General features: G+C 71.5%; 5 protein-coding genes. 4 read left to right on the forward strand and 1 reads right to left on the reverse strand.

Annotation, left to right across the window (positions count from 1 at the left end):
* Nucleotides 1–43 precede the first annotated feature (43 nt).
* Nucleotides 44–862 (reverse strand): substrate-binding periplasmic protein, encoded by an 819-nt coding sequence (locus H7U20_RS25565; RefSeq protein ID WP_199761964.1) that lies wholly within the window; start codon nucleotides 860–862, stop codon nucleotides 44–46.
* 170 nt (nucleotides 863–1032) lie between these two features.
* Here H7U20_RS25565 and H7U20_RS25570 point away from each other — a divergent pair, with 170 nt between their 5' ends.
* From H7U20_RS25570 to H7U20_RS25585, 4 genes are all read left to right on the forward strand, one after another.
* Entirely contained in the window at nucleotides 1033–1380 is a 348-nt protein-coding gene (locus tag H7U20_RS25570; RefSeq protein ID WP_199761965.1) for a hypothetical protein, read from the forward strand.
* 104 nt (nucleotides 1381–1484) lie between these two features.
* Nucleotides 1485–3161, forward strand: coding sequence for an MFS transporter (locus H7U20_RS25575; protein ID WP_199761966.1), 1677 nt, complete (start codon nucleotides 1485–1487; stop codon nucleotides 3159–3161).
* Nucleotides 3158–4480: an HlyD family secretion protein gene (locus tag H7U20_RS25580; RefSeq protein ID WP_199761967.1), complete on the forward strand. Its 1323-nt coding sequence runs from the start codon at nucleotides 3158–3160 to the stop codon at nucleotides 4478–4480. Before H7U20_RS25575 ends, H7U20_RS25580 begins: the two co-directional genes overlap by 4 nt.
* A gap of 110 nt (nucleotides 4481–4590) precedes the next feature.
* On the forward strand, nucleotides 4591–5970 hold the full coding sequence (locus tag H7U20_RS25585; protein WP_199761968.1) for an efflux transporter outer membrane subunit: 1380 nt from the start codon (nucleotides 4591–4593) through the stop codon (nucleotides 5968–5970).
* Nucleotides 5971–6104: the final 134 nt, after the last annotated feature.

Raw genomic sequence — 6104 nt, forward strand, 5'->3', positions numbered from 1 at the left:
TTCGGTTTCGCGCCGGCGCCCCGCTGCCATGCGTTGCATGGTGCTAGCGCCGGCCCGGCGGCGGCGGCGGCGGCACCGGCACCGGCACCGGTTCGCCGCGGCGGCGCAGGCGCGCCAGCGCGGCGTCGATGCGCTCGATGATGGCGTCGTCGCGGCCCCGGGCGATGGCGAAGTACAGCGGATCGCTGGCCAGCGGCTGCGGCAGCACGCTCAGTTCGGCCGTGGCGGCCACCCCCATATCGCGCAGGCGCGGCGCCATGTAGGCGCGCACGCCGGCCTCCACCTCGGCCGCGCTCTGCGTGCTGGGCTGGTACAGCAGCACCACGTCGACCCGGCGCAGCATCAGCCGGGCCAGGCGGGTGGCGCGCGAGGCGATGTCGTCGTCGACGCGGAAGGCCTTGCCGCGGGCCTGTTCGAAGGCGGCGCCGTAGCTGTAGCCGCGCACCGCGCCGACGGTCTTGCCGGCCAGGTCGGCCAGGCCGGCGAAGGGGAAGGTGGCGTCGCTGCGGGTGACCAGCCACAGCGTGTTGCTGGCCGCCGGCGCCGAGTAGCGCAGTTGGCGCAGCCGCTCCGGCGTGGGCGGCAGGCCGAAGATCAGGCCGGCGCCGGCCAGCGCGTTGCGTTCGGCGCGCGCCCACGGGTAGGTTTTGATGGCGAAGACAATGCCCATTTCGCGTTGCAGGGCGTCGAATAGCTGGCGCTGCGCCTGGCTGAGCGGCTTTTGCCGGCCATGCTCGTCGAGCGCCTCGCCGCACAGCAGCGCCACCGTCGACGGCGCCGCCGCGACGGCGGCGTGGCCGTGGGCCGGCAACGCGCCGGCCACGGCGGCGAGCAGCAGGGCGCGGCGGGTTTGGTCTGGCATGGGACGCTGCTCTCCGGCGAAACGGGCGCTGGATCGAATCGTGCGGAAATCGGCGGGGCGCCGGGCCCGCCTGTCGCATTGGGTTCGCTGGCGCACAGTAAGCGGGCGGCAGCGGGTCTATTGTAGACCTGCAGTCGCCCCATCCCCTTCAACCAGACAAGGAAGCTACCATGGACAACAATCTCGAGAACAAAATCAGCGCCAGCCGCGATGGCATCACGCAGATCGGCAAGGACCTGCGGGCCGACGCCCACAGCAGCATCGACAAGGTGGCCGAGCAGGTGCCGCCGCTGACTGACCGCCTGGCCGAGCGCGCCCACAACGGCGTCGACGCGGTGGCCGACCGGGCCGACGGCGCGGCCGACAAGGTGGCCGCGCGCAGCCGCCAGCTGGCCGCCTCGTACAAGCGCTTCGCCGAGAACGGCCGAGGCTACGTGCGCACCAGCCCGGCCATGTCGGTGCTGCTGGCGGCGGCGGCCGGCTACGGCCTGTCCAAGCTGTTCGGCTCGCGCAAATAGCTTGGCCCGGCGCGCCGGGGGCTGCGGCGATCCCTCCTTTGGTGGTGTTTTTAGTATCGGCGGCGTGCTATGCTGGCCCCGTTAGCGCTAACTGAACACACCGCATGGACGAGTACGCCCTCAGGACTTGGCTTCCGCACGAACGGCCCTTGCTGCCCGGGTCGCCGTCAACGCCGCTGCACTCGGACCGGCGCCGTTACGCCTACCTGATCGTCGGCTTGATCGTCGCCCTCACCGGCGGCCTGGGCAACGCGCTGGTGACGGTCAACCTGCCGTATCTACAGGGCTCGCTCGGCGTCTACTCGACCGAGATCGCCTGGCTGCCGGCCGCCTACGTGATGGCCAACGTGTCGATGAACCTGTTGCTGGTGAAGTTCCGCCAGCAGTATGGTCTGCGCCTGTTCACCGAGCTGTTTCTGGTGCTGTACGCGTTGGCCACCCTGGCCCACTTGTTCGTCCACGGCCTCGGCTCGGCGATCGCCGTGCGCGCCGCCAGCGGCATGTCCGGCGCGGCGCTGACGGTGCTCGGCCTGTACTACACACTGCAGGCCTTCCCGGCGCAGCACCGGCTCAAGGCGGTGGTGCTGGGGGTCGGCTTCGCCCAGTTGACCATGCCGTTGGCGCGGCTGTTCTCGTCCGAGCTGCTGGAACTGGGCGAGTGGCGCGGCCTGTACTTCTTCGAACTGGGCCTGGCGCTGCTGGCGCTCGGTTGCGTGCTGCTGCTCAAACTGCCGCCGGGCGACCGCGTCAAGGCCTTCGAAAAACTCGACTTCCTCACCTTCGCCCTGTTCGCGCCCGGCGTGGCGCTGCTGTCGGCCGTGCTGGCGCTGGGCCGCAGCGTCTGGTGGCTGGAGGCGCCGTGGCTCGGTTACAGCCTGGCCGGGTCCATCGTGCTGATTTGCGGCGCCCTGCTGGTCGAGCACAACCGCGCCGCGCCGCTGCTCAACACGCGCTGGCTCAGCAACGGCAACATGCTGCGGCTGGCCCTGTCGGTGCTGTTGATCCGCATCGTGCTGTCCGAGGCCACCGGCACCGTCGGTTTCCTGCAGGCGCTGGGCCTGAACAACGACCAGATGCAGACCCTGTGGCTGGTGGTGCTGCTCGGCAGCGTGGCCGGCTTGGCCGCCAGCGCGCTGACCATCACGCCGGCGCGCATCCCCGCCTCGCTGATGTTCTCGCTGCTGTTGATGGCCATCGGCGCGGCGATGGACGCCCACGCCAGCAACTTGACGCGGCCGGCGCAGATGTACCTCAGCCAATTCCTGCTGGCCTTCGGCGGCACCTTCTTCCTCGGCCCCACCTTCGTCTCCGGTTTCGGCGCGGTGATCGCCGCGCCGCGCAACCTGATCAGCTTTTCGCTGATGTTCACCATCTCGCAGAACATCGGCGGCCTGCTCGGCTCGGCCCTGGTCGGCAGCTTCCAGGTGCTGCGCGAGAAATACCATTCGAGCCAACTGGTCGAGCATCTGACCCTGCTCGATCCGCAGGTGGCGGCGCGCATCCAGTCCGGCGGCGCCGCGCTCGGTGGCGCCCTCGGCGACCCGGCCGCGCGCAACGCCCAGGGCGTGGCGGCGCTGGGTGCGGCGGCCAGCCGCGAGGCCAACATCCTGGCCTACAACGACGTCTTCATGGCCATCGCCGTGTTGGCGCTGCTGACCATGGCCTGGCTGGCGGCGCGCTATCTGTGGGACATCTGCACCGTCTGCAAGGCGGCGCCGATTGCGCAAAACGCCCAAACCGGCATGGCCAACGTATCGCTTAACAATTCTGGATCGACATGACCACACACACGCCCGACGCCTCCGCCACCACCCCGCCTGCGGCCGCCGCCACCGCGCCGGCCGCCGCCGCACCGGCCACTGCCACTGCCGCCACTGCCGCCGCGCCTGCCGGCGCCGCCGCCGCCGTGCCGGCGCAACCGGAGCGGCGCAACCAGATCATCTCAGCCATCGCCTTCGCCGCGGTGGCGCTGATCGGCGTGCTGGTGGTGCTGTACGCCTGGCGCCTGCCCCCGTTCAGCAGCGCCGTCGTCTCGACCGAGAACGCGCTGGTGCGCGGCCAGGTCACCCTGGTTGGCACCCAGTTGTCCGGCTATGTGGTCGAGGTCAAGGTGCAGGACTTTCAGAAGGTCAAACAGGGCGATCTGCTGGTGCGGTTGGACGACCGCATCTACCAGCAGCGCTACGAGCAGGCCCAGGCCCAGCTGGCGGCGCAGCAGGCCGCGCTGGCCAACTGGGAGCAGGCGCGCCGCAGCGCCGAGGCGGGCGTGGCGCTGAACCAGGCCACGCTGGCCAACGCCGAGGCGCAGGCGCGCAAGGCGACGGCCGATCTGGGCCGGGTCAACCAACTGGCGGCCGACGGTTCGCTGTCGTTGCGCGAGCAGGACGGCTCGAAGGCGGCCGGCGCGCAGAGCGTGGCGGCGGTGGCGCAGGCGCGCGCCAGTCTGGACATCGCCCGCCAGTCGGTGCAGACGGTGACGGTCAACAAGCTGTCGCTGGAGGCGGCGGTGGCCAACGCCCAGGCCGCGCTGAAGGCGGCCAAGGTCGACCTGGACAACACCCGCATCAGCGCGCCGGCCGACGGCCAGTTGGGCCAGGTGACGGTGCGTCAGGGGGCCTACGTCAACACCGGCGCCCAGTTGATGGGCCTGGTGCCGCGCCAGTTGTGGGTGATCGCCAATTTGAAGGAAACCCAGATGGCCAATGTGCAGGTGGGGCAGGGCGCCACCTTCAAGGTCGACGCCCTCGACGGCGCCACGCTGACCGGCCAGGTCGAGCGCATCTCGCCGGCCACCGGCGCCGAGTTCTCCGTGCTGCCGGCCGATAACGCCACCGGCAACTACGTCAAGATCGCCCAGCGCATTCCGGTGCGCATCCGCATCGACGCCGGCCAGGGGCCGGCGCGCCGGCTGCGGCCGGGCATGTCGGTGGTGGTCAGCATCGACACCTCGGCCGTGCTGAACGACGCCGACCCCGACGACGGCGCCGCCGGCGCCGCGCCGGTTGCGGTCTCGGCGCCGGCGCGCGGGCGTGCCTCGGCATCGGCGTCGGCGTCCGCGCCGGCGTCCGCGCCGGCCGCGCAAGGCGGAGCGAAGCCGTGAGCGCGCCCGCCGTCGTGCGTGGCGATGTGGGTGGTGAAATGCGTGGCGCTGTGCGTGACGCTGCGTGTGGCACGAAGCGTGGCCCGAAGCTTGGCACGAAGATTGGCACGATGCGTGGCGCGATGCGTCTGGCGCCCTTGCTGGCGCTGTTGTCCGCTTGCGCCGCCACGGTGGCGCCGCCGCCGCCGGCCACCCTGCAAACCCCGGCCGCCTGGCGCAGTGCGGTCGGCCCGCTGGCCGCCGCGCCGGCGCCCGAGCGGCAGTGGTGGCAGAGCTTCGGCGATCCGGCCTTGAGCGCGCTGGTGCAGACGGCGCTGGCGCACAACGGCGACCTGCGCATCGCCCGCGCCCGCGTGGCCGAGTACCGCGCCCGCATCGGCGTGGCCGGCGCGGCCCAGCGCCCGACCGTCAGCGTCGACAGCGCGCCGACCCGCGTGCGCCAGCTGGCCTACAACGGTGTGCCGTATGTGACCAACGTCTACCAGGCCGAGTTCCAAGCCAGTTACGAGATCGACGTATGGGGCCGGCTGGCGGCGCAAACCGATGCCGCCGCCGCCGGCTATCACGCCGAGCAGGCCAACGCCGACGCGGCGGCCCTGGCCGTCGCCGCCAGCGTGGCCAGCGGCTACCTGAACCTGCGCGGTCTGGATGCCCAGCTGGAGCTGACCGAGGCCACGCTCAAGCTGCGCGAGCAGTCGCGCGCGCTGGCGCAGCGCCAGTTCGAGGTGGGCTACAGCTCGCGGCTGGAATGGTTGCAGGCGCAGGCCGAGTATCAGGCGGCGGCCGAGCAGGTGCCGCAGTTGAAGCGGCAGATCTTCGAGCAGGAAAACGCGCTGTCGATTCTGAGCGGCGGCAATCCCGGACCGGTGGCGCGCGGCGCCGCATTGGGCGAGCTGAATCCGCCGCCGGTGCCGGCCGGGCTGCCGTCCGACCTGCTGCGGCGCCGGCCCGACATCGCCCGCGCCGAGCGCAACCTGGTGGCGCTCAACGCCAGCCTGGCCGCCACGCGCGACCAGCTGCTGCCCTCGTTCAAGTTGACGGCGGTGGGCGGCGTGCAGTCGCTCAAGCTGCACGACTTTCTCAACGCGCCGACGGCGCTGTGGCATTTGACCGGGCTGGTGGCGGCGCCGCTGTTCGACGGCGGCCGCGTGCAGGCGCAGACCGACGCGGCGGCGGCGCAGCGCGACCAGGCGGTCTACGCCTACGAGAACGCGGTGCGCGCCGCCTTCGCCGAGACGGAGAACGGCCTGGGCGCGGTCCAGCGCCTGCGCGAGCAGGCGCTGGAGAACGACGCGCGCCGCGCCACGGCGGCCGAGACGCTGCGCATCGCCCACAACCGCTACCGCAACGGCTACGCTTCGTATTTGGAGGAGCTCGACGCCCAACGCACCTTGTACAGCGCCGACGTCGGCCGCTTGCAGTTGCGCACGCGGATACTGGTCGCTTCGGTCGACCTTTACCGCGCCATGGGCGGCGGTTGGGCGCCGTAGCGGCACGCTGCGGTCTGGATGTGGAAACGCCGCGATGATCGCGGCGTTGCTGTTTTTTTGGCCGGGATTCAAGCCGGCGGCGCCGGCAAACCCCAGCGGCAAGGACCGGGGTCGGACCCGGCGGGTCCGACCCC

This window comes from Rugamonas violacea (assembly GCF_016461825.1).
Classification (GTDB): Bacteria; Pseudomonadota; Gammaproteobacteria; order Burkholderiales; family Burkholderiaceae_D; genus Rugamonas.